18 protein-coding genes are annotated in these 20,677 nt (G+C 44.4%); 13 read left to right on the top strand and 5 right to left on the bottom strand.

Annotated features, from left to right (window positions below):
* Positions 1-300: 300 nt before the first annotated feature.
* Positions 301-1,155: a MaoC family dehydratase gene (locus FLAVO9R_RS13410; protein ID WP_159532101.1), complete on the top strand. Its 855-nt coding sequence runs from the start codon at positions 301-303 to the stop codon at positions 1,153-1,155.
* A 296-nt stretch (positions 1,156-1,451) separates the two neighbouring features.
* Here the strand turns inward: FLAVO9R_RS13410 and nadB are convergent, their stop codons facing one another.
* Positions 1,452-3,113 carry an L-aspartate oxidase gene (gene nadB, locus FLAVO9R_RS13405; protein WP_159532099.1) on the bottom strand — a complete coding sequence of 554 codons (1,662 nt, stop codon included), beginning with the start codon at positions 3,111-3,113 and terminating at the stop codon, positions 1,452-1,454.
* A gap of 195 nt (positions 3,114-3,308) precedes the next feature.
* Here nadB and rpoE point away from each other — a divergent pair, with 195 nt between their 5' ends.
* The 10 genes from rpoE (at position 3,309) to FLAVO9R_RS13355 (ending at position 12,360) form a co-directional block, all read left to right on the top strand.
* Positions 3,309-3,887 carry an RNA polymerase sigma factor RpoE gene (gene rpoE, locus FLAVO9R_RS13400; RefSeq protein ID WP_159532097.1) on the top strand — a complete coding sequence of 193 codons (579 nt, stop codon included), beginning with the start codon at positions 3,309-3,311 and terminating at the stop codon, positions 3,885-3,887.
* Between the two features lie 89 nt (positions 3,888-3,976).
* Positions 3,977-4,561: a sigma-E factor negative regulatory protein gene (locus FLAVO9R_RS13395; RefSeq protein ID WP_159532095.1), complete on the top strand. Its 585-nt coding sequence runs from the start codon at positions 3,977-3,979 to the stop codon at positions 4,559-4,561.
* Between the two features lie 35 nt (positions 4,562-4,596).
* Complete coding sequence (locus FLAVO9R_RS13390; RefSeq protein WP_159532093.1) at positions 4,597-5,787, top strand: MucB/RseB C-terminal domain-containing protein; 1,191 nt, start codon at positions 4,597-4,599, stop codon at positions 5,785-5,787.
* The gene (locus FLAVO9R_RS13385; RefSeq protein WP_159532091.1) at positions 5,787-6,227 is read left to right on the top strand and encodes a SoxR reducing system RseC family protein; all 441 of its coding nucleotides are present in this window, start codon (positions 5,787-5,789) and stop codon (positions 6,225-6,227) included. The genes FLAVO9R_RS13390 and FLAVO9R_RS13385 overlap by 1 nt, the downstream gene beginning before the upstream one ends.
* Positions 6,228-6,433: 206 nt before the next feature.
* On the top strand, positions 6,434-8,230 hold the full coding sequence (lepA, locus tag FLAVO9R_RS13380) for a translation elongation factor 4 (RefSeq protein WP_159532089.1): 1,797 nt from the start codon (positions 6,434-6,436) through the stop codon (positions 8,228-8,230).
* On the top strand, positions 8,230-9,135 hold the full coding sequence (gene lepB / locus FLAVO9R_RS13375) for a signal peptidase I (RefSeq protein ID WP_159532087.1): 906 nt from the start codon (positions 8,230-8,232) through the stop codon (positions 9,133-9,135). The genes lepA and lepB overlap by 1 nt, the downstream gene beginning before the upstream one ends.
* Positions 9,135-9,824 (top strand): ribonuclease III, encoded by a 690-nt coding sequence (gene rnc, locus FLAVO9R_RS13370; RefSeq protein WP_159532085.1) that lies wholly within the window; start codon positions 9,135-9,137, stop codon positions 9,822-9,824. Before lepB ends, rnc begins: the two co-directional genes overlap by 1 nt.
* Positions 9,808-10,719, top strand: a complete 912-nt coding sequence (era, locus tag FLAVO9R_RS13365; RefSeq protein ID WP_159532083.1) for a GTPase Era — start codon at positions 9,808-9,810, stop codon at positions 10,717-10,719. The genes rnc and era overlap by 17 nt, the downstream gene beginning before the upstream one ends.
* A gap of 149 nt (positions 10,720-10,868) precedes the next feature.
* The gene (gene pdxH / locus FLAVO9R_RS13360; RefSeq protein ID WP_159532081.1) at positions 10,869-11,507 is read left to right on the top strand and encodes a pyridoxamine 5'-phosphate oxidase; all 639 of its coding nucleotides are present in this window, start codon (positions 10,869-10,871) and stop codon (positions 11,505-11,507) included.
* Positions 11,508-11,532: 25 nt separating this feature from the next.
* Positions 11,533-12,360, top strand: coding sequence for a TatD family hydrolase (locus FLAVO9R_RS13355; protein ID WP_159532079.1), 828 nt, complete (start codon positions 11,533-11,535; stop codon positions 12,358-12,360).
* A 51-nt stretch (positions 12,361-12,411) separates the two neighbouring features.
* Here FLAVO9R_RS13355 and FLAVO9R_RS13350 read toward each other — a convergent pair whose 3' ends face one another.
* A complete protein-coding gene (locus FLAVO9R_RS13350; RefSeq protein WP_159532077.1) occupies positions 12,412-13,029 on the bottom strand; it encodes a hypothetical protein in 618 nt (205 codons plus the stop codon).
* A gap of 129 nt (positions 13,030-13,158) precedes the next feature.
* On the opposite strand from FLAVO9R_RS13350, the gene serB reads away from it, so the two are divergent.
* The gene (gene serB / locus FLAVO9R_RS13345; RefSeq protein WP_442858571.1) at positions 13,159-14,157 is read left to right on the top strand and encodes a phosphoserine phosphatase SerB; all 999 of its coding nucleotides are present in this window, start codon (positions 13,159-13,161) and stop codon (positions 14,155-14,157) included.
* Positions 14,158-14,260: 103 nt separating this feature from the next.
* Here the strand turns inward: serB and FLAVO9R_RS13340 are convergent, their stop codons facing one another.
* Positions 14,261-16,819 (bottom strand): PilZ domain-containing protein, encoded by a 2,559-nt coding sequence (locus FLAVO9R_RS13340; protein ID WP_159532075.1) that lies wholly within the window; start codon positions 16,817-16,819, stop codon positions 14,261-14,263.
* Positions 16,820-17,024: 205 nt separating this feature from the next.
* On the opposite strand from FLAVO9R_RS13340, the gene radA reads away from it, so the two are divergent.
* A complete protein-coding gene (radA, locus tag FLAVO9R_RS13335) occupies positions 17,025-18,392 on the top strand; it encodes a DNA repair protein RadA (RefSeq protein ID WP_159532073.1) in 1,368 nt (455 codons plus the stop codon).
* Here radA and FLAVO9R_RS13330 read toward each other — a convergent pair.
* Both FLAVO9R_RS13330 and ettA read right to left on the bottom strand, forming a co-directional pair.
* Positions 18,359-18,781 carry a PilZ domain-containing protein gene (locus FLAVO9R_RS13330; protein WP_159532071.1) on the bottom strand — a complete coding sequence of 141 codons (423 nt, stop codon included), beginning with the start codon at positions 18,779-18,781 and terminating at the stop codon, positions 18,359-18,361. The genes radA and FLAVO9R_RS13330 overlap by 34 nt on opposite strands.
* Positions 18,782-18,921: 140 nt before the next feature.
* On the bottom strand, positions 18,922-20,589 hold the full coding sequence (gene ettA, locus FLAVO9R_RS13325; protein ID WP_159532069.1) for an energy-dependent translational throttle protein EttA: 1,668 nt from the start codon (positions 20,587-20,589) through the stop codon (positions 18,922-18,924).
* Positions 20,590-20,677: the final 88 nt, after the last annotated feature.

Raw genomic sequence — 20,677 nt, 5'->3', positions numbered from 1 at the left:
GCAAACTGACGACGGTGCCATGTAATGATGTTTACACGCTTACAGGCGATGTTACATTGCGGGCGTTGATGGTATCGGGTGAAGAGGTTTATTCGCCAGCGGTGAATCTTCACAAGTCTTCATTACTGTTCCCATGGGGTCTTACCCTCAATGTAGAACGAACTGCGCGAAAATGGTACCAGCCGTATTACGAGCATGTACGCTGGGTATTAAAAGGTGAATGCTCTGAAGCAGATTATCGGCGACTATGTCGAGCAATAATCTTCGCTCAAGGAGCGGGCCAAACAAGGAATAACATTGATGTTTCGTGAGTATGCAAAAGCTTTATTTAAACGTGTCGATACCCGACAGTTAATGCAATTCAAACCACCCACATTACCGCCTCGTATTTACACTAAGCAAATTAATGTTGATAACAAGCACTACGGGGCGTTCTGTCAGGAAGTGGCCTGGCCAGATGCTGCAACCATGCATCCTTTGTATGTGCAAATGCTGTCTCTGCCCCTTCAAATGCAGTGTTTACTTGATAAGAAAAGCCCGTTTCCGCTGCTAGGGTTAATACATGCTGCGAATCGTGTAGAAGTGCTAGAAGAATGCGATTTAAGCGACGCTTTTGAATGCCGTGTTCGATTCAGCAATGTTAAACCACACTCCCGTGGCTGGGAAGTTGATGTTTCCTTGGACGCTTTTCAACAAGGGCGCTGTGTTTACAAAGCAGTAAGTAGCTACTTGGTGAAGGTGAAAGCGGTACACGTGGCGCCCAGAGCACCTTTGCAAGATACTACCGAAGCCTGTGTTGATAGCCCTAAAAACTTGCTTGCAGAGCTTGATGTTACGGCCGATACAGGCAGACGTTACGCGAAAATTTCTGGCGACTATAATCCCATTCATTTGTTTGGGCTAAGTGCCAAAGCATTTGGCTTTAAACGCCCCATAGCGCATGGAATGTGGACACTAGCCCGCGCGTTATCATTCGTACCGGTATCCGATGGTCAGCATATTTCAGATGTGGTTTGCCGTTTTAAACGGCCCGTTATGCTGCCTTGCAGTATTAATATCTATCAAATGTGCCGAGATGAAGACCGCTCTATTTTGGAAATTACTAGCAGTGATGATCAGCAAGTACACCTAGATGCTGAAGTATCGACACTGTAGCTTGAAGCTGTTATTCCGATACGGTATCAAGTCTACTATCATCAACGGGTAAGTCAGCCTGCTTAGTTTGGTGTTTTTATAACGTGCTATATTTGCGTGCTATGACTTTGGTACTTTGTAGTAGATTTAAAAAAAAAGCAGAGTAAAACTCAAAGTCGCAATATAAATAGAAAAGCCCACTTCCTAATGTAGTGTATTGAACACGCTGTATTAGGAAGTGGGCTTTTTCGTATTTCTATTGTATATCCAAAACACGCAGATAACGCTAAGGGGACGCGTAAATTCACCCAAAACCGTTAAGAAATAAGTGTTCCTGGTACCGATGGTAAGGCATCTTTTTCGGGGCACAAAAAAGTAGGTTGAGGGTTATCAAGTTGTCCCGGGTGATCCAGGTTGAAGTGTAGACCCCGGCTTTCTTTTCGCTGCATAGCGCAGCGCACAATTAATTCAGCAACAGTCACCAAGTTTCTTAATTCAAGAAGGTTATTGCTTACCCTGAAGTGTGCGTAGTATTCAGCAATTTCTTGTTCCAGCAAGTTAATTCGGCGCATGGCGCGTTCTAACCGTTTGTCAGTACGAACAATGCCTACATAGTCCCACATAAATAAGCGTAGTTCGTGCCAGTTATGCTGAATAATAACTTCTTCATCAGAGTCTGATACCTGACTTTCATCCCAAGGCAAAATGGCTTCTTCACAGGAGGCTGAAGGTAACGAAGAGATAATATGCTCGGCGGCAGCGCTGGCAAAGACAACACATTCTAACAGCGAGTTAGATGCCATGCGGTTTGCGCCGTGTAAACCGGTATAGGCGACTTCTCCTATCGCGTACACATTGACTAAATCTGTTTTTCCATTGAAGTCGGTTACAACGCCACCGCAGCTATAATGAGCTGCGGGCACTACAGGGATAGGCTCTCGGGTAATATCTATACCTAATGAGCGGCATTTACGATAAATATTAGGAAAGTGTTTAACGATAAAGTCAGCGGGTTTATGACTGATATCTAAATACATACAGTCAGCGCCAAGGCGCTTCATTTCATAATCGATGGCACGTGCAACCACATCCCTGGGCGCTAAATCGCCACGCTCGTCAAACTTGTGCATAAAACGGGTGCCATCGGCGTGACATAAGTTCGCGCCTTCACCACGCAGGGCTTCTGTAATAAGAAAATTTCGGGCTTGCGGGTGGAATAAGCAGGTTGGATGAAACTGATTGAATTCCATGTTGGCAACACGACAACCTGCACGCCAGGCCATAGCAATGCCATCACCGCTGGAAACATCTGGGTTTGAGGTATATTGATATACTTTGCTTCCACCGCCCGTTGCCAATGAGATGAAGGGCGCGCGAATGACTTCAACGTGCTCTTGTTGGCGGTTCCACACATACGCGCCAATCACTCGCTTTTTATCGTCCTTCGATGGGATAAGGTCGATAGCGTTGTAACGTTCAAAGACGTGAATATTAGGGTGAGCAGAAACAGCATCGTTTAATGTTATTTGCAGCGCTTCACCGGTAGCATCGGCGGCGTGAAGAATACGTCTGTGACTATGCCCACCTTCACGGGTAAGGTGAAAACGTTCTTCACCAGACTCAGTTGTTTCGGTATCAAAGGGTACGCCGTATCCAATAAGCCAGCTTAACGCTTCTTTTGCTCGTTCGGTAGTAAAGCGCACGGCTGGTTCATCGCATAAGTCTCCGCCTGCTTTTAAGGTATCTTGCACATGAGCATCGATAGAGTCTTGCTCATCGAACACCGCGGCGATGCCGCCTTGGGCATAACGGGTAGACCCTTCATTACGATCGCTCTTACTGAGCACGATAACCTGACAGTGGTCGGCAAGCCTAAGTGCAAGGCTAAGCCCTGCTGCGCCGCTACCTATAATCAGTACATCACATCGATGTTCAATTGAATTTGATGTGGAAGTTAGTGAAGATGACACTGATTTCATGTATTTTTGTATATATTAAACGAGCAAAGGTTCGGCAAGTCTAAAGGATGAGTGGCAAAACACAATGATCCAGATGGCTTTCCCTCAGCATTTTTAAATATTTTTAATGCTAATACAGAACTTTTTGTAACAGTACGCGTCTATATCAATGCTTGTTAGAGCTATTGGGTAGTTGAAGTAGGAGTAATGGCTCGAATGAGCGAGCAGATAACCGACCAACAATTGGTCGAAAAAGTACAGCGTGGCGATAAAAATGCATTTAACTTACTGGTAACTCGCTATCAGCATAAAGTCATGCATTTGGTATCGCGCTATGTAAAAAACAGCGGTGATGTGGCTGATGTTACCCAAGAAGCGTTTATTAAAGCTTATCGGGCATTACCAAACTTTCGTGGCGACAGTGCGTTTTACACTTGGTTGTACCGTATCGCGGTAAACAGTGCTAAAAATTATCTGGTTGCGCAAGGAAGGAAGCCCCCCGCGAGTGATGTCGACGCAGACGAAGCAGACTTTTACGAAGGCAGTGATGCGCTCAAAGAGCAATCCACGCCAGAACGTAGTTTGTTAACGGATGAAATTGAAGAAACCTTATTTAAAGTGGTGGAAAAGTTACCCGATGACCTTCGTATGGCAATAACCCTTCGTGAAATAGAAGGGCTAAGTTATGAGGAAATTGCAAATGTGATGTCGTGCCCAGTAGGTACGGTTCGCTCTCGAATTTTCCGAGCGCGAGAGGCTATCGATAAAGTGATTCAGCCATTGTTAGAAAATTAAATATAATGAAAATGAACTTTCATTATATTGAGCAGACTAACAGCTGTGTTAGGGTATTAATTGATCACAGTTGATCAGGAAATGAATTTATGACGCAACAGCAAGAAAATTTGTCCGCTTTCATGGATGGCGAAATAGATGGCGATGCAATCATCGATGCGATTAAGCAAGATGATGAATTACAGGCCAAATGGAAACGCTACCATGTAATTAGGGGCGCAATGCGCAAAGAAGCAAGTGTCGCACCGCAGTTAGATATTACTGCTAGCGTTGCCGCCGCGCTTGAAAGTGAGCCTGCTATTGTCGCGCCAAAAGCGTCACGCTGGCGTTCAATTCCAGTACTCGGCAGCGTAGTGCCATTCGCGAAACAGTCTGGCCAGTTTGCCGTTGCTGCATCAGTTGCGGTAGCAGTGATTTTAGGTGTTCAACACTTCAATCAACCTGCGCCAACCGAGCCTTTCATGACAGCACCTACGGCAGGCCCGCAGGGTGGTTTAGCGCCAGTTAGTTTAGAGCAAACTCGCGCATTGCCTCGCAATGACATGAACGAAGTATTAGAGAAAAAGCGCAAAATTAATGCACTTATTGCCGATCACGAGCAACAAGTAAAATTGAAACAAGCGCAAGAATCTGAAACTGACGATGCCGAGGCGAGTGCAGATAACCGCCCGTAAGCAGTTCATACGACGCTCAATAAGAATATCGTTTAATGAAAATAGATTATCGTAATATCGTACCAGCGCTTTTAGTGCTGGTACGCGTGTTTTTAGCCAACGTAAAAGTAAGTATTCGCCCTCGGATTCTCATCGGTGCCATGACCTATGTCGTCATAGTGTCTTCAGGTTTATCGTTTAGCAGTGCAGCGCAAGAAAACGAATCTGCACAAAACACATCTTCAGAAAGCGCTCAAACTTCATCTTCAACCTTGCCTTTACCTGCAGATGCTTCACAAACTCCGCCCCAAGCAGTACCTCAAGCCACTGATCTGGTGGTAGTGAATGCACACCCTCAAACCACATCAGATTGGCTTATGCAATTAAGCGAAGTGGTGAAAACCCAGAACTTCGAGGTTGCTTTTGTTCAGAGCCGTGCGGGACGTGAGACCATTCCCTTTTTATGGCGGCATGGTGTGCTAGAGGATGGCACCAGCATGGAGCAACTCAATTTACAAAACGGGCCAGGCCGCGAGCAAATTCGTGTTAATGGTATAGTCAGTGTGTTTGAACCTGATGTGTCACCTTATAGTCTTCGTTCTGAATTTATCAATGGGCCAATTCCCAGCGAACTTCTTCATCATCCTGAGAGATTGAAAAGCGGTTATGAATTTGTCTCTGTGGGCCGAGCCCGTGTTGCAGGGAGACCTGCTCAACAAATCCGTATTGTCAGTCGCGATAATAGTCGTTTTAGCTATCAACTATGGTTAGACGAAGATTCAGGCATGGTATTGAAACTTAATATGCTTGATTTACAGGGCGGATTATTAGAGCAAATACAAGTGACTTCGCTTAAAATAACCGATACCCCTGATGAGTATTTTGCACGAATTAATCAGGCGTCTTTACCCAAACCGATGGCATTAACGCAAAAGCAATCTCGCCAACCTAATTGGGAAGTTAAGTATTTGCCTAATGGTATGGAAGAAGTACGCGGCGATACCCGCCGGTTAGCGCTAACTGGGCAAGTGGTAGAGTATAAAATGTACAGTGATGGGTTGGTAGATGTGTCTGTTTATGTGCAACCAGCAAAAGATGCCCTTGGTGGTGATTTAGTGCTTAGGAACGACTTGAGTACTTTTTTAACCCTTACTGATGGAAATACGCAAGTGACAGTGGTGGGTGAAATACCCCTGCAAACCGCTAATGCTATTGCTACCTCACTTTCCCCAACGGCGGAAAAATAGTGATTACCGAAACCGCGCGTGTTGTCGCTGTAGAGGGTGATCTTATTACCGTCGAGGCTGCCATTAAATCAACCTGTAGTAGTTGCCAAGCGCAAAGTGACTGCGGAACGGGTGCCATTTCCAGAGCGTTAGCGCCGAAAACTCAGCAGCTAACGTTGCGTTCACCAATGCCGGTAGTGATAGGGCAAGATGTGACAGTGGGTGTGCCTGAAGCAGGAGTGTTAAGTGCCTCGGCGTGGCTGTATTTATTACCCTTAATGGTTTTCATCGCAGTTTTTGCATTTGCGAATGCCACGCTATCTTCCATTGGGCTTAGTCATGAATTGTGGGGTTTACTCCCCGCCGCGACGTTTACCTTTGTAACTTATAAAGCCATCGCATTTAAGCTTAAACGACTTGATAAAGGTAAGTTTCAACCCGTACTGTTGAATACTATTTAGCGTAATACTTGCGCTAATTCGGTATTATTATGACGAAAATGGCTACTTTGGCTTACACTATTTCTATCTTTGGCAATATAACCCACAAGCTTATTCGCTTTTGTGTAAAGAAATGGGTAAAATCCGCACGCGCTAGCTACAACACAAACAATAGCTACCATTCTTTTTTATATTAATGAATTTTTCTGCAGGTAATTTCCAGCATTATGCAACAATCGCACATTCGTAACTTCAGTATTATTGCTCATATCGATCACGGTAAATCGACTCTTTCTGACCGCCTTATTCAACATTGTGGCGGGCTAGCCGATCGTGAAATGGCTGAACAGGTTCTTGATTCAATGGACTTGGAGCGGGAGCGTGGAATTACTATTAAAGCACAAAGCGTAACGCTTAATTACACTGCTAAAGACGGTGAAGTTTACCAGTTGAACTTCATCGACACTCCCGGACACGTAGACTTTACGTACGAAGTATCTCGCTCACTTGCCGCATGTGAAGGTGCATTGTTGGTGGTTGATGCAGGGCAGGGTGTTGAAGCACAAACATTAGCCAACTGCTATACTGCCATGGATATGGACATGGAAGTGGTGCCTATTTTAAATAAAATAGATTTACCACAGGCGGAACCAGAGCGCGTAGCCGAAGAAATTGAAGACATTGTTGGTATAGATGCCATTGACGCTGTGCGCTGCTCGGCGAAAACAGGTATTGGTATTGAAGATGTCCTTGAAGTTATAGTAAATAAAATTCCTCCTCCGGGCGGTAACCGTGAAGAGCCGCTAAAAGCGCTTATCATTGATTCATGGTTCGACAACTACCAAGGGGTAGTGTCATTAGTTCGTATCGTAGAAGGTGAGCTTTCTAAGAAAGACAAAATTCAAATCATGTCGAATGGTCAAACTCACCAAGTTGATAAAATTGGTGTGTTTACCCCCAAAGCTTTAGATACAGGCGTACTTCGCGCTGGTGAAGTAGGCTTTATTATTGCGGGTATTAAAGACATCCAAGGCGCACCGGTTGGCGATACTATTACCCTAGCAAGACAACCCGCTGTAGGTGCTTTACCTGGATTTAAGAAAGTTAAGCCGCAGGTTTACGCAGGTATTTTCCCGATCAGTTCAGATGACTACGAAGATTTTCGTGATGCGTTAGCTAAACTAAGCTTGAACGATGCTTCATTATTTTATGAGCCAGAAAGCTCGCAAGCGCTAGGCTTTGGATTCCGCATTGGGTTTCTGGGCATGCTTCACATGGAAATTATTCAAGAGCGTTTAGAACGGGAATACGATCTTGGTCTTATTACTACAGCACCCACGGTAATCTACGAAGTAGAAACCACAAAAGGTGAAATTTTAAGCTGTGATAACCCGTCTAAATTACCGGCGGTAAACGATATTGCCGAAATTCGCGAGCCATTGGTTGAAGCGAACATTCTGGTACCGCAGGAATACCTAGGTAACGTCATTACGTTGTGCGTTGAAAAGCGTGGTATGCAAACCGCTATGACGTATCACGGTAAGCAAGTGGCAGTAACCTATGAGTTGCCTATGGCTGAAGTGGTGCTCGATTTCTTCGATCGTTTGAAATCAACGAGCCGTGGTTTTGCCTCTCTTGATTATAACTTCAAGCGTTTCCAAGTCTCTGACATGGTACGTGTAGATATTATGATTAATGGCGAGCGCGTAGACGCGTTAGCGATGATAACCCACCGTGATAATTCACAAGGTCGTGGGCGTGAATTGGTTGAAAAACTGCGTGAGCTTATTCCTCGTCAGATGTTTGATATCGCTATTCAAGCCGCTATTGGCAATCATATTATTGCCCGTAGTACGGTGAAACAGTTACGTAAAAACGTTATCGCCAAGTGTTACGGTGGTGACGTGAGTCGTAAGAAAAAACTGCTTCAAAAGCAAAAAGATGGAAAGAAAAGAATGAAACAGGTAGGTAATGTTGAATTACCGCAGGATGCATTCCTGGCAATTTTGAAGGTAGGTAAGTAATGGCCAATTACTTTTCGCTTATTTTAGTACTTCTAACGCTAACCACCGGGCTTGTTTGGCTGGTGGATAGTATGGTGTTTGCACCAAAACGAAAGGCGCGGTTACAGGAATTAGCAAAAGCGGAAGGGGTTAACTTTGCAGGCGAACCCCAACTTCCTTACTTGGTTGATACCTCGCAGCAAATATTTCCGGTTATCGCTTTTGTATTAGTGTTGCGTTCGTTTATTTACGAACCATTTCAAATACCATCAGGCTCGATGATGCCAACCTTGTTGGTGGGCGACTTTATTCTGGTTGAGAAGTTTTCTTATGGGATAAAAGACCCGGTTTTTCGCAGTAAACTAGTGGAAACCGGTGTACCAGAACGCGGCGATGTCGTGGTATTTAAATACCCTGAAGATACCTCAGTAGATTACATCAAGCGTGTTATCGGGGTGCCTGGCGACACTGTGGTGTATCAAGATAAGCAGGTTTATATCAAGTCGAAATGCGAAGGTGCTGTGAAAAACTGCGGGAAGCTTACGGCTATGCCGCTAGATTTCGTCGGCCGAGACGAATTTGTTCAAGACATGGCTAAGCTTATGCGTTACACCGAAACGCTAGGTGATAATGAACACGACATACTGCGCCACCCTGTCAGAGAGATTTCTTCAAGTAACTTCTATACTCAGCCAGGTACACGTAGCAATGAATGGATTGTACCTGATGGTCATTATTTCGTATTGGGCGATAATCGTGACAACAGCCGAGACAGCCGTTTTTGGGGCTTTGTACCGGACGAAAACTTAGTAGGTAAAGCTGTTGCCATTTGGATTTCATTTGAATTCGAACGCGACCGCGACAGTGTTTTACCAACATGGATCCCAACGGGCGTTAGATTTGAACGCGTAGGTGGCATTAATTAATGCAGGGTATTGATAAATATATTCGCTTAAGTAAAGCGTTAGGGTACACATTTAATAATGTAGCCTTGCTAGAGCAAGCGTTAACCCACAGAAGTGCTGCAAAGCAGCACAATGAAAGATTAGAATTTTTAGGCGATGCTATTTTAGGTATGGTTATTGGTGAAACCTTGTTTAAGCGTTTCCCAGACGTACCAGAAGGTAAGCTTACCCGTATGCGTTCAACCTTAGTAAAAGGTGATACGTTGGCCGAATTGGCCCGTGAAGCGAGTATGGGTGAGTTACTACACCTTGGTCCCGGTGAGCTTAAAAGCGGTGGTCATCGTCGCAGTTCAATATTGGCAGACGCGGTGGAAGCTGTGTTAGGCGCAATTTACTTGGACTCAGGGATGGATGAGGTCTGTAACGTTATTTACCATTTATGGGAAAGCCGTATTGAAGCGTTAAACCCCAATGCGCACCCTAAAGACAGCAAAACCCGTCTTCAAGAATACCTGCAAGGCCGTAAACTGCCTTTACCGTCCTATGAAGTTATCTCTATTTCAGGGAAAGATCACGCTCAAGTTTTTGAAGTTAGCTGCACAGTGACGACGTTAGATAAGCCCGTTTCGGCATCTGGAAATAGCCGAAGAAAAGCCGAGCAGGAAGCAGCAAGACTTACCTTGGAGACACTCGATGACACAGCCAAATGATACAACCCGATGTGGCCTAGTCGCTATTGTAGGGCGCCCCAATGTAGGTAAATCGACACTGCTTAATAGATTGCTTGGGCAAAAAGTGAGTATTACGTCGCGTAAACCACAAACTACCCGTCACCGTATTTTAGGTATCGATACTGAAGGCGATTATCAAGCCATCTACGTCGATACTCCAGGCCTTCATAGCGAAGAAAAAAGCGCCATGAACCGTTATATGAACCGAGCCGCTTCAAGTTCTCTTGCCGAAGTGGGTTTGGTGTTGTTCGTGATAGAAGGTACACGCTGGAACGACGACGATGAAATGGTGTTGTCTAAAGTGAAAGCCTCAGGTCTACCTTGCTACCTTATCGTCAACAAGATGGATAAAGTAGAAGATAAAGAAGCCTTTATGCTCCATCTTCAAGGCCTATCAGAAAAATATAAGTTCGAACATATTATCCCCATTAGCGCGAAACAGGGCAAAATGGTGGATGATATCCGAGAACTTGTTGCCAATAGCCTGCCTGAAAGTGAGTTTTTCTTCCCCGAAGATTACATTACCGATCGCTCAAGTCGCTTTATGGCCGCTGAAATCATTCGCGAAAAGTTAATGCGCTTTACCGGGGATGAACTTCCTTATGCTACAACCGTAGAAATTGAACAGTTTAAGCTAGCTGAAAACGGCGTATACCGTATCAGTGGTCTTATTCTTGTAGAGCGTGAAACGCAAAAGCGTATGATTATAGGCAAGGGTGGCAAGCACCTGAAAACCATTGGTGAACATGCCCGCAAAGATATGGAAAACCTGTTTGATAATAAAGTTTTCTTAGAAATGTGGGTTAAAGTGAAACAAGGTTGGGCTGACGATGAACGTGCTCTACGTTCGTTAGGTTATTCAGACGATAGTTAGCACTCAGCAATTATCTGTTTTGGGCTCAACGGAATACGCGTTAGCCCAAAACATAATTTAAAAAGTGTAGCCCAAATCATAAGCCCAAACGTATCAGCTAAAAAATCAGCGAGCATCCATTAGTCACAAAGCAATAAAAAGGGGTAGGTATGGCAATTTCTGATATGCGCAGACAGTATGCAAAAGGGAGTCTGCAAGATACAGATCTCACCGCGGATCCTTTTTCATTATTTGACCGTTGGCTAAAAGATGCCATCACCGCTGAAATTCCCGATCCTACCGCTATGACAGTGGCAACGGTTGATGCCACAGGACAGCCTTCTCAACGTATCGTGCTATTAAAAGATGTAAGTGAAGCAGGGTTTGTCTTTTTCACTAATTTAGGCAGCCGTAAAGCAAAAGAGCTTAGTCAAAACCCTAAGGTTTCATGTCATTTCCCCTGGTTTTTCATGGAGCGACAAGTGAGAGTGTGCGGTGTAGTAGAAAAGCTTTCCTTTAAGGAAAACGCGGCCTACTTCCTTTCTCGCCCTAAAGACAGCCAGTTAGCAGCTTACGCGTCTGAGCAAAGTAAGCCTATTAGCAGCCGTGAACTATTGCATACCCAGTTTGCCCAAATGAAACAAAAGTTTGAAAACAAAACGCTACCTGCACCTGACTTTTGGGGCGGCTTTCGTATTGTTCCTCACCAAATCGAATTTTGGCAAGGCGGTGAAGACAGGTTACACGACCGCTTTGAATACAACCGTGATGAAAATGGCAACTGGAACACTCAGCGTTTAATGCCTTAAGAGGTATTAATCATGGCATTCTTTAATGATTGATAGCCACTGCCATTTAGACTTGCCAGCATTTCAAGGTGACTGGCAGTCGGTGATAAGCCACGCAACCAGCGCAGGCTTAACGCGCATTCTTATTCCTGGTACGCAAGTGTCGCAGTGGTCAACTCAACTCGCTATCCAATCCTATGCCAACCAAAATACGAAACCTATTTCGATAGATATCGCGTGTGGTCTGCACCCTTACTTCTTGTCTACCCACGAAACTGATAATGACAGCGCGTTAAGCATCCTAGAACGGCTTTTGTCTCAATCTAGTGCTCGTATGGTAGCATTAGGTGAAATCGGCTTAGATGGTCACATAGCGTTACCTATGCTGCGTCAAAAAGAGATATTTGAAGTGCAGTTACGTTTAGCGAGTGAATACGCCCTTCCTGTTATTTTGCATCATCGAAAAAGCCATCATCTTATTTTTGAAAGTCTTAAAAAAACAGGATTTGCAGAAGGCGGCGTTATTCATGCATTTTCTGGCAGTATAGAGGTGGCCAAAGCGTATATTGAGAAAGGTTTTTATATTGGCGTAGGGGGGACCATTACCTATGACAGAGCGAAGAAGACGAAAGAAACCATCGTTTACTTACTTAAGCACCACCCAGACCGATTACTACTTGAAACTGATTCGCCTGATATGCCCATGCAGGGGCGACAAGGCGCTCGAAACAGCCCTGAATACCTTGGGGAAGTGCTAGAAGCACTGGGTAAACTTGGGGAGTATGATACACAAACACTAGACGCCATTACCACGCAAAATTACTTCACGCTTTTTCACAACACGCTTTTTCGTAATAGCCAGAAAAAGGCCTAAAACAGGTGAAGTTTGCTGGCTTGGATTAATTGAAATTAGCAAAAATGTCACTCAAGACTGAAAAACTCGAATTATCCACGGGCGAAACTTATAAAACCCTCGTGTTATATAAACACCCACAATCAGCGCCAACACAATAACGGCGCTAATAATAAGCCACAATTGCTGGCGAAGCGTTAACGGACTGGCAAGTACCACCTCAGTGTCGATATTGACGTTCAAATAGCCAATTACCTTGCCGTTATCATCGAGAATTTTTTCAACATGAGTATTGGGAGCAACGTCCCGTTCTCGGGCTAACGCTACCACACTGTCGACTCTTGGTAAGGGCGCAATATAAATGCCTTGGGCATTAAATACGCTTAAAGAGATAACGGCGGGTTCTTCTAATGCAATGGCAATTAAACGGGCTAGTTGAACCGTGTCTTGTGCCACTAATGCAGGCTGTAAGATTTTTGAATATTGACTGCTAATGCTGGTACCCGGTTGGGCCGTTTGTACGTCAACCCAATGGGTCTGGTACTGCTGGTACATGAGAAATAGACCCACTGCCAATGCCACCGCGGTAGCCATGATAATAGTATGGATAAGCCGCTTGAACGCAGTGTAAGCTGAGTGTGAAACGCTGTGTTTGTGAGCAATGCGTTCGCTTTCTAAGTGGTTCAGCATTTCGCCTTAATTTCCTTTATCTTTATGCGCTAACAGTAGGGTAATTTTGACTAATTTGAAAGTGTGTATTTCCACATGTGTAATGTTTGGGTAGCATATGGGCAAGACTAACAAAGGTTTGAATAAATAGTGATCACGTTTTTAAACGAAATACCGCCGAATGCGATGCATGATACCTCTTTTTTATCTACGCAGCTTACCACAAAGTCGCCCAGTGAGGATGAAGCTGGTCTTTCCATTCTAACCATTATCGGTCAAGCATTAACCCCATACATTGTTAGTCAGGTTGTTGAAGGGTTTAGCGACGTTTTTGAGGCTACATCAATTCACTTACATCCGTTCCACAACAAACTCGGTGATGGCGTGGTGGTAGTGAAAGGCCGCTTAAGTGAAAACGCCGACTCCCAAGCTGATACTACAGTGCCAGCCCTAGTAGCGACATTATCGGCCCGATATCACGTGGATTTAGGCATTCAAGATACTCAACCATCGCTCAACGAGCCAGGCCTTCTCGTGATGGATATGGACAGTACATTAATTGATATTGAGTGCATTGATGAAATTGCCAAACTAGCGGGCGTCGGTGAGCAAGTGGCTGCTGTAACCGAACAGACCATGCGTGGCGACATAGCATTTAATGATAGCTTGAATCATCGAGTGGCCTGCCTAGATGGTGTACCAGAGCAACAGCTTCAACAAATACGTGATAGCTTGCCCATCATGCCAGGTGTACAGCTGCTGATTGCTATTCTAAAACAATACAATTGGAAGCTTGCTATTGCTTCAGGTGGTTTTACTTATTTTGCCAACCATTTAAAAGCCCGTTTAGATCTTGATGAAGCGGTTTCAAATACTTTGGTGATAGAGCAGGGCATATTGACCGGCGAAGTGTCTGGCGAAATTGTGAATGCTGAAGTAAAAGCGCGAACCGTGAAAGCGTTGGCCGAACGTTGGGGAGTTCCGAGCGCTCAAACGGTTGCCATGGGCGACGGTGCAAACGATTTAGTGATGATGGCCGAATCGGCGTTAGGGGTGGCGTGCCATGGAAAGCCAGTTGTGAACGAAAAAGCTGACGTTGCTATTCGATTGGGCAGCCTACATTGCCTATTGTACTTTTTGTCTTTGTAGATGATCGTTGACTAGGATGCATATTTGATTACTAGCAGCGCTGTGTTAAGCGCGAAGAATAAGTAGTAAGCACAAGCTCTGAAGGTTGTATCAGAGCTTGTTTTTATTTCGCAAATGCTTGGTCTTGTAATAATGCTTGAATACCGGACTGAGCGCGCTCTTCTGCTTTCGCTTTAGTGTCTCGGTTAGCGGTAATGGTGTCGTCATCGAATTCATATCTAATCAATACTTCATCGGTTACATCAATTAAGTGTGAACAAGCGGCTAAGCTCCAAAGCTTATTTTCAAGCTCCTTAGCACGGTGAATAGCATACACGCTAACGTAATTTATCTCTGTTTGTAACATCGATAAATCCGGTTTTCCTGTAGTGGTAAGCATCACGTGAATAGCAATAAATTGCCCTCGGTTTAACGCTTCAGTAATGAAGGTCTTACGCTGCTCATTATTCTCAAACCGGTGAGAATAGCGCGGAATAATAGCCATGCGAGGATCTTTTTGCTTGGCATCAAAAGAGATTAAAAGCTCTTGACGCAAGGGCATATTTTCCAGCTTCACCTGCTTAATACCGCTTTGCATGAAAGGGGTATCTAGCTTTCTGTCTCTGAATAAGAACTCTAAATTTACCTGACGCTTTTCCGTTAAGTAGGAGACTAGGCTTGAAACCCGTTCGTCCTGTTTTCCGATGATGCCCGCCTGCGGTGTGTACCTAACCCCTTCCTTGCTCATTAAGAAGGATAGTGAGGTCGCATTACGCGCATTAATACAGCGAAGTGCCTGACCCATACCCGGCAATTCTTCCTCGCCAGAGTCTTCTTTCAAGCTGTGTTTGTTCTTTTTAATCAGTTCTTCAAAAAACGCTCTAGCCCCTTTTCCAGCTTCACCCGTCGCGGCTTTTAAGTGCAGAATATTTTTCTCAGCGTTGTGGTAAATGACCGAGTATTGCAAATTCATTACGTTAAAGTTTTGCGTAATCTGCTGAAGGCGGGGGAAGGACACTTCAACTTGCCCTTCTAATTCACCGTCGTACTCCTTATTCAATTCAACACGAAGTCCCAATCCATGAACCGAGATATCTTCACTTACGCCAATGTGTACGCTGTCGTCATGAGGTATCCTAAGCTCGATTTGAGACCGCAAACGGTAGCGAGATTCTAAACGCTGATCTTCATACTTAAATCGGAATAACTCAACATTCGGGGTCTTCTGATTTCTAGGGTGACCAAAAACGCGAAGATGAGAAAGGCTGTCGCGGTTGAACTGTAATTCGTTGTACGCCTGTTGCCCATATATCGAAGTAACGTCAGTAACGTGAAGCAAGTATTTAAGGTTTTTCAACTTCGACATAACCCGAGGCGAAGGCGGTGTATTTTGGCGTTTTATTTTCGATCCCACAGAGTCTGGAATAGACAAGGGGGTATGGGCTTGCTCAGGTTGCATGTCGGTTAAGGTAAGCTTAAATACTCGCCAGCTGACCTTTTTGGAGCCAAAGCCTAAAAAAACCTGTTTTAGCATGTCTTTTTCTACAAGCTGCTCGTAAGAGGCCGAGTAAAAAAAGACTTTGTCATTTTGTAAATGGGTAAAGCTGAACACGAATATTTCGCGACGATGCGCAGGCATAGCGTGCAAGGTGTTCAATCTATTTTGTGACAGCAGAAAACCTAAGCGACACTCATCTTCTTCATCTTGCCAGTAGTTCACAGTTTCACGGTTAACTTCGTTAACCATAGCGAAACGAGGGATAAGCCGCTCTTCAATTACATCGATATAAATAGGCAGAGTAGGGCTTCTTGGCGAAAAGTACTGTTCACACGTTTTACTGGTTATTGCTTCGATGGTGTTGTTCATATTCACTTTATAACGGCGTTTATTTCCGTGAATAAAGCTTTCTAAAAACTTATCGAAACTGGGAGATGGGCGCTCTGTCGCGCGCTGTAAAGCTAAGTAGATAACATCTTTTTTGCGAACTGTTTTCACAAGACGGTAAGCAATGCCATTTTTCTTATCCATGGCAAACTCACCTTCAAGCCCACGGAAGTAGACTTGTAACAGCTCATTTTGTTTAAACAGCGCTTCTTTGGTGAGTTTGACTTGCAACCCTTCTAGCGACACATCAACGCTTAAGCCTTTAATCGAGTGATTACTTTCATTGAATAGCTCTACCGCAACAGCAAAGTTCATACGTTCTGTGCTGCGTTGACGATAATCTAATAGGTTTACCGTTGGCACTTTAAACTGCTCTAAAATTGCAGAGCCTTTTTTGCGCGACGTATTTGAGGTTGTGCCTTTATCCCGCGCTTCCTCTGCTTTCTCACGAATAATGCGGTAATTGTTTTCAGTATTTTGAACGGCTTCGTAAACACCGAAAGTGTACCCACCAAATATCCTAATTTGCTCTTCGAATTTATCGACGGCAATTTCATCCATGTAATGGGTTCTGCCATCATGTAAGTAGCTGTTGCACTTACCATCTACTTGGCCACGTAAGTCTATTGATCGCATACAGGGTTTCGCAAGGCGTTTCACTTCCATTTTTAATAGAAAGCGTTTTTCCTTGGGAATATCACCACCAATTTGTAAAAGAACCTTATTGAATTCAGGCTCATTTACCAGTGGTTTCAATTGCTCAATTATGTCAGCGTACTGCTGTAAATCTTGGCTCATGTATGCACAACTTAGTTACTTTCTATTATTATAGACATTATTATTATCGGCACGAATGCTAAACCCATTAATAAACAGTGTTTTGCAAACTGCAACGCGAATGACGACTGGGATGAGAGTCTGACAAAACTGTTAGATGGGTTAGTGTGCCTTGGTATCTTAATAAGATAGAATACTCTTTTTCACGCTGGGATAAAACTGGAATATGGCAAAACGAAAAACGGCTTATGTATGCTCAGATTGTGGGGCTGAATTTCCACGCTGGCAGGGGCAGTGTTCTGAATGTAAAGCATGGAACACCATTAGCGAGTTTGTAGTAAGTAGCGCCAAAACCAATTCAAAACCAACTTTATCAGGTTACGCTGGGCAAACTGCCGCTAAAATAGAAATGCTCAACGCGATTGATTTGGAATCACTACCGCGATTTAGCGCAGGGTTTAAAGAACTAGACAGGGTATTGGGCGGTGGTATCGTGCCCGGCGCCGCTATGTTAATTGGCGGCTCCCCTGGGGCCGGTAAAAGTACACTATTACTTCAGGTAATGTGTCAAATGGCACAAACTGAAACGGCTTTATACGTAACAGGGGAAGAGTCGCTTCAGCAAGTAGCTATGCGTGCTAAGCGCTTGAACCTGCCCGATGATAAGCTAATGATGTTGGCGGAAACCAGCGTAGAAACTATCTGCGATCTGGCGTTAACCAAAAAACCTAAAATCATGGTTATTGATTCCATTCAGGTTATGCATGTGGCCGATGTGCAATCTGCACCAGGCAGTGTATCTCAGGTTAGAGAAAGTGCGGCCTATTTAACCCGCTTTGCAAAACAACACCATATCTCAATGTTTCTAGTAGGCCATGTAACCAAAGACGGCAACTTAGCTGGTCCGAAAGTGCTAGAACACTGTATTGACAGTTCGATGATGCTAGAAGGCGAGAGTGATGGGCGCTATCGTACGTTGCGTAGCCACAAAAACCGTTTTGGCGCTGTAAACGAATTAGGCGTATTTGCGATGACAGAAAAAGGGCTTAAAGAGGTGAATAACCCTTCTGCTATTTTTCTAAGCCGTGGCGAAAATGAAACCCCTGGATCGAGCGTTATGGTGATTTGGGAAGGCACGCGGCCGCTATTGGTAGAAATACAGGCTTTGGTGGATTATTCACAAATGTCTAATCCTAGGCGGATTGCTGTGGGGCTTGATCAAAACCGGTTGTCGATGTTGTTAGCGGTATTGCATCGTCACGGTAATGTACAAATGAATGACCAAGACGTATTTGTGAATGTGGTTGGTGGCGTGAAGGTGAGTGAAACCAGCGCTGACTTGGCATTACTTTTAGCAATGGTATCGAGCTTTCGAAATCGCTCTTTGCCCAGAGATTTAATTGTATTTGGAGAAGTTGGACTAGCCGGAGAAATCAGGCCTGTTCCCAATGGCACTGAGCGCATTATTGAAGCTGCTAAACATGGTTTCAAACGTGCGATTGTGCCAAAGGCAAATGCGCCTAAACAGGCAGTAAATGGTATGAAAGTTATTCCTGTGTCTCAGCTTAGCGATGCGTTAGACGCATTAGAGTAAACCGCTTCAATTAGCGCGTTTAGTTCCTTTTCATTTAAATCAGCATCTTGGCTGTTAAGCAGTATTAAGCGCCTAAGTGCGCTTATGCTGTCCACATCCATTTGAGATACTTTGCAGCCTAAAGATACCGAATCTTTGCGGGTATCGTTCTGTCGATACAGTTGCTCAATATGCAGGGTGATAACCGGGCTGTCTTCATTTGCTCTGAAAGTGGCAGTGTAAGGATCGTGACTGTCGAAGGGCAATTCGTTAAGTGCATCTTCGTTTGCGCTTAATTTTACGCCTTGAAGAGAGACATCAATAATAATGACATCAATGCGCTTATCATGATGGGCGAGTGTTCCTTTTACGGCCAATGGAATACGTGTAAATAAGCGTTTGTCTGACATAACTTCCTCAAGCTTGAAAATCTTTGATTCACTCAGTATTAGTGATGTTAGTACACATGGCAACTAGCAATAAGTGTAGGAGTGTAAAGCAAGTCTTTACGGCACAAAAAAACGGGCTCATATAAGCCCGTTTTGTAACGCTATTTGGTCATGCGCTTGTATTTTAGTCTGTGTGGTTCAACCGCATCTTGACCGAATTCAGCTTTAAGCCAGGTTTCGTAGTCAGAGTAGTTACCTTCAAAGAAGTTGATTTTACCTTCGTCGCGGTAATCCATGATGTGTGTGGCAACTCTATCTAAGAACCATCTATCATGCGATATAACCATGGCGCAACCTGGGAATTCAAGCAAGGCGTTTTCAAGCGCTCGCAGGGTTTCAACGTCCAAGTCATTGGTTGGTTCATCGAGTAGCAACACGTTGCCGCCTGCTTTTAATAGCTTGGCTAAATGCACACGATTTCGTTCACCACCCGATAAGTCTTTAATGAACTTCTGCTGATCGTTGCCTTTAAAGTTGAAGCGGCTGCAGTAGGCGCGGCTGTTAATTTCAAAGTTACCAATACGAATAATATCTTGTTCTTCAGAAATCTCTTTAAACACCGTCGTGTTTTCGTTCATGTGGTCACGAAATTGCTCAACGCTGGCAATCTTTACAGAATCACCTAGGCTAATGTCGCCTGAATCTGCCTGCTCTGCACCAGTAAGCATTCTAAATAAAGTCGATTTACCCGCACCGTTTGGCCCTACAATTCCTACGATTGCGCCTTTAGGTACTTTGAACGACAAGTCATCAATAAGTACACGTTCACCGTAGGATTTACTAAGGTGTTCAACTTCAATAACCTTATCACCTAAGCGCTCACCAGGTGGAATAAAGAGTTCGTTAGTCTCGTTACGCTTTTGGTAATCGCCAGTAGACATCTCTTCAAAACGCGCCATACGCGCTTTGCTTTTTGCATGGCGACCTTTTGGATTAGAGCGAACCCATTCGAGTTCCTGTCTAATGCTTTTTTGACGCGCATTCTCTGTGCGTTCTTCTTGCTCTAAGCGCTGATCTTTTTGTTCCAACCAAGAAGAATAGTTACCTTCCCAAGGTATTCCTTCACCGCGGTCTAGTTCTAATATCCAGCCTGCAACATTATCTAGGAAGTATCTATCATGGGTAATAGCCACAACCGTACCTTCGTAATCGTGAAGGAAGCGTTCTAACCAAGCAACAGATTCAGCATCCAAGTGGTTGGTAGGTTCATCAAGCAGCAGCATTTCTGGCTTTTCAAGCAACAAACGACACAAGGCAACACGGCGGCGTTCACCACCTGATAATTTGCTGACGTCTGCATCCCATGCCGGAAGACGAAGGGCTTCGGCAGCACGGTTTAAGGTATTCTCTAGGTTATGTCCGTCTTTCGACTGAATAATAGCTTCAAGTTCACCCTGCTCTTTTGCAAGGGCGTCGAAGTCGGCATCTGCTTCTGCGTACGCAGCGTACACTTCATCTAAGCGAGTTAGCGCGTGTTTAACGTCGGCTAACGCTTCTTCCACGTTTCCACGTACATCTTTCGATTCGTCTAGTTGTGGCTCCTGAGGTAGGTAGCCTATTTTAAGCCCTGGTTGAGGGCGTGCTTCACCTTCAATTTCGGTGTCTAACCCAGCCATAATACGCAGTAAGGTAGATTTACCAGAACCGTTTAAACCCAATACGCCAATTTTTGCGCCGGGGAAAAAACTCAGAGAGATATTTTTAAGAATTTGACGGTTCGGTGGAACAATTTTCCCCACGCGATGCATACTATAAACGTATTGAGCCATGCTGTGTCCTTGCCAGAAAATAAAGTATCATTGTACTCGTAACAGGATAGTCTGTGCCAGTGTGAACCGCCATACAGGCTCTTGCTTG

This window comes from Alteromonas sp. 38 (genome assembly GCF_902506055.1).
GTDB lineage: Bacteria > Pseudomonadota > Gammaproteobacteria > Enterobacterales > Alteromonadaceae > Alteromonas > Alteromonas lipotrueae.
The sequence above is the reverse complement of the archived record's forward strand: the minus strand, read 5'-3'. Positions and strand labels throughout refer to the sequence as shown.